The organism is Azospirillum sp. TSO22-1, assembly GCF_003116015.1.
Lineage (GTDB): Bacteria > Pseudomonadota > Alphaproteobacteria > Azospirillales > Azospirillaceae > Azospirillum.
The window spans coordinates 1-2,362 of record NZ_LGQZ01000074.1; the positions used below are offsets into that span (position 1 = coordinate 1).

At 69.1% G+C, this 2,362-nt stretch carries 2 protein-coding genes; both read right to left on the reverse strand.

What is annotated here, in order from left to right:
* Positions 1 to 64: 64 nt before the first annotated feature.
* The gene (gene istB / locus TSO221_RS18985) at positions 65 to 937 is read right to left on the reverse strand and encodes an IS21-like element helper ATPase IstB (RefSeq protein ID WP_109120091.1); all 873 of its coding nucleotides are present in this window, start codon (positions 935 to 937) and stop codon (positions 65 to 67) included.
* On the reverse strand, positions 934 to 2,217 hold the full coding sequence (gene istA, locus TSO221_RS18990; protein ID WP_109120092.1) for an IS21 family transposase: 1,284 nt from the start codon (positions 2,215 to 2,217) through the stop codon (positions 934 to 936). Before istA ends, istB begins: the two co-directional genes overlap by 4 nt.
* Positions 2,218 to 2,362 lie beyond the last annotated feature (145 nt).

Consider the following 2,362-nt stretch of genomic DNA (forward strand, 5'->3'; position numbering starts at 1 on the left):
TGTAAAGGCCGGATGAAGTTTCCCCAAAACGGGCGGGCGAAAAATCCCCAGATGGTTGGCGGAGTCAAGGATCGGCGGCTGGGTCGATGGGCCTCGCTTTCGGTGGCCGCCCGCGGCGGCGCGGCGGTGGTGGAGGGGCGCTGATCGGCCGGGTGCGGGTGGTCTCCGGGATCAGCTCGGCGTGACGGCGCAAACGGTAGCTGGCGCCCTCGATCTGGACCACGATGGCATGGTGCAACAGCCGGTCCAGCAGCGCCGTGGCGACCACGGTGCCGCCGAAGACGTCGCCCCATTCGGAAAAGCCGCGGTTCGACGTCAGGATCATGGCGCCGCGCTCGTAGCGGGCATTCACGAGCTGGAAGAACAGGTTACCGCCGCCGGGGATCACCGGCAGGTAACCGATCTCGTCCACGATCAGCAACTGCGGCCGGCACAGGAAGCGCAGCCGCTCGCGCAGCGTCCCCTCCCGTTCCGCCTTGGCCAGCGAACCGACGATGTCGGCCAGCGTGGCGAAGTACACCGAGCGTCCGGCCTTGACCGCCTCGACGCCCAGGGCGAGCGCCAGGTGCGTCTTGCCGCAGCCGGGCTGGCCGAGGAAATGCACCACCTCGTGGCGCTCCACGAAGTCGAGCTGCGCCAGCGCCATGATGCGGTCGCGGTCGAGCGAGGGCTGGAAGGAGAAGTCGAAGCCGGCCAGCGTCTTGATGTTGAGCAGCCGCCCCATCTTCAGCGCGCTCTTCACCCGCCGCCCTTCGCGCAGGGTCAGCTCCTCGCCGAGCAGGCTGTCGATGGCCTCCAGGGCGGAGATCTCGCCGCGCTCGATGCGGCGCAGGATGTGCTCCAGCACCTCCAGGGCACGCGGCATCTTCAGGCCGACCAGATGACGGCGGATGCGGTCCAGGGTGGCCGGCCCGGCGTCGAGCGAGACGGTGCTCATCGGACACTCTCCTGGCCGGCAAGGCGGCGGCCGATGGCGTCGTAGATGGCCAAGTCCCGCGGTGTGACCGTGTCGCCGCAGGGCCGCGGCGCCGCGGGTTTGGCATCCTCGCGCGGCGTTAGGCTGTTGCCCGGCGGCGGGTGGGTGCGGTGGTCGGGGGCGATGCGGCGTTGGCCGCGCCCCTCCAGCGGAGGATGCGATGCGACGAGCGCGCCGTCCTCCAGGATGTTCACCGCGTCGGCCGTGACCTGCACTTCGACGGTGCGCCGGCGTGTGCTGTCCGGCACCGAGTAGAGATTGCCGGCCACCGACACCATGCCCTCGCGGGTGATGCGGCGTTCCAGGGCCAGCACGGTGTTGAACGGGCCAGCCGGCAGCGCCTTGAGGGCGAGGCGCTCCTCGGCGAAGTGCTCGACGACGACCCGGCCCGTCGTGGCGTGCCGGCGAAGGTTGGCGATCTGGTCCAGCCATTGGGTGAACTGGGCGTTCAGGTCCTCGAGGTTGCGGAAGCTGCGCCCCAGGAAGAAATCCTCGCGCACGTAGCGGAAGGGGCGCTCCACCTTGCCTTTGGTTTTCGCCCGGTAGGGTTTGCAGGCCTTCGGCAGGAAGCCGTAATGGCCGGCGAGGTCCAGGAGCTTGGCGTTGTAGGCGATGCCCTTGCCGGGCTGATCGGGATCCTCGGCCTCGCCGAGCACGGCGGTCTTCATGCGGTCGTAGAGGATCTGCTCGGGCACGCCGCCGAACGCCTCGAAGGCGGCGACGTGGCAGCGCAGCACGGTCTGCAGGTCCTGACGGGCGACGAAGCGGGCCCACATCATGCGGCTGTGGCCGAGCACGATGGAGAACAGCCAGACGATGCGCTCCACCTCGGGCTCATCGGTGAAGGCCGTCTTGAAGAAGGCGAAGTCGACCTGGGCCTGCTTGCCCGGCGGAGTTTCGAAGCGGCGCTCGAAGGTGGCTGTGGGCTTGGGGCGGACGGTGCGCAGGAAGTCTTTCAGCGCCGTGTAGCCACCCGCGTAGCCGAGGACGCGGATCTCACGCAGCAGACGACTGGCGGTGAGTTCCGGAAACGCGGCGATGCGCTCGCGCAGATAGGGCTCAAAGGGGCCGACGAGCGTCGGTTTGGGCGGGCGTGGCGTGTAGGCCGGCGGCTCCAGACCGCGGGCGATGTACTTGCGGATGGTTTTGCGGTCCAGCCCGGTGCGGCGCGCGATCGCCAACACGGACATGCCCTCGCGGGCAAGATCGAGAATCATGACGAGTTCCCCACGTGTGACCACCCGCGCCCTCCCTCGACCCACCGAGGGAATGATGGGCAGCGGGCGGCCGCACGGCCCCGGGGCGTACGCCCCGGGGCCGTGCCGTTGCGTCAGCCTGGGGAAATTTCAGCCGCCCCTTTTGAGGAGTATTCATCCGGCGCTGACA